This is a genomic window from Ruminococcus sp. 1001713B170207_170306_F1, from assembly GCF_015668065.1.
GTDB lineage: Bacteria > Bacillota > Clostridia > Lachnospirales > Lachnospiraceae > Blautia_A > Blautia_A faecis.
Window position 1 is genome coordinate 1 of sequence record NZ_JADPEX010000072.1, and the last position, 1241, is coordinate 1241.

General features: G+C 48.2%; 1 protein-coding gene. It reads right to left on the bottom strand.

Annotation, left to right across the window (positions count from 1 at the left end; all coding sequences use genetic code 11):
• Positions 1-1210: adenylosuccinate synthase (locus tag I4V84_RS19525; protein WP_195993200.1), on the bottom strand; the 1210-nt coding region annotated here is incomplete at its 3' end.
• Between the last annotated feature and the right edge of the window lie 31 nt (positions 1211-1241).

The following is a 1241-nucleotide window of genomic DNA, read 5'->3' on the forward strand; positions in this document are numbered from 1 at the left end:
GAATGTAAGCTTTTGCATTCTCCGGAAGCTCTTCATAGGTCCGGCAGCCCGAAATATCGCATTTCCATCCTGGAAGCATTTCTACTACAGAGGTATAACTATCCAGTTCATCCATAGGATCAAAATCGGTTACTATAACACCGTCACGTTTATAGCCTGTGATCACAGGAATCTCTTTCATGGAACTTAAGACATCCATTTTTGTCAACGCGATCTTATCTGCCTTCTGGCATTTTAACCCATAGCGGCTGGCTACGGCATCAAAGGGACCTATCCTTCTGGGACGACCGGTGGCAGCACCATATTCACCGCCAGCTTTCCGCAACGCTTCTTCCCAGTCATCGGACATGGCATGTTCTGCCACAAAAGGACCTGCGCCAACACAGGTGGAATACGCTTTTAAAACGCCAATTACGTGATCCAGGGATTTTCCAGGGATTCCGGCACCAATGGGACCATAGGCAGAAATGGTAGAGGAACTTGAGGTATAGGGGAAAATACCGTAATCAATGTCCCTCATGGCTCCAAGCTGGGCTTCCAGTACCACCTTTTTGCCCTCTGACACTGCCTGTTCCAGATATTCCCCGGTGTCTGCAATATAGGGACCAAACAGTTCAGCCTGTTCCTCACACCAGGTAAGGAGTGCAGGGTAGGACATTGGCTCCTGATGATAACAGCCTGCAAGCTCCAGGTTCTTTGCCACCAGCATGGTTTTTAATCTGTCTTTTACGGAATCCTCTTTTAAATGAAGGAGATCTCCCAGGCGAAGTGTTTTTTTGCGGTACTTGTCACTGTATGCATAGGCGATTCCACGGCGGGTAGAACCAAAGGCACTTCCTGTCTTTGCAAGTCTGTTTTCTTCTAACTCATCCTGCACCTTATGCCATGGCATGGAGACTGTAGCACGTTTTGAAAGTTTCAGATGATCCGGTGTTACCCGGATTCCTTTTTTCTCTATTTCATGGATTTCCTGGGAAAGATGTTCCAGGTCAACCACCATTCCGTCCCCAAGGACGCACACCACACCTGGATGTAAAATACCAGAGGGGAGAAGATTTAAAACGAATTTGCCCTGGGTGGTTACCACTGTGTGACCTGCATTGTTTCCGCCCTGGTAGCGGACAACCACATCTGCCTGCTCTGCAAGAAGATCGATCACACGTCCTTTTCCTTCATCGCCCCAGTTAATACCGGTTACTGCTGTAAGCATTTGTTCCTCCTTTGAAAACTGGTCGGGCTGC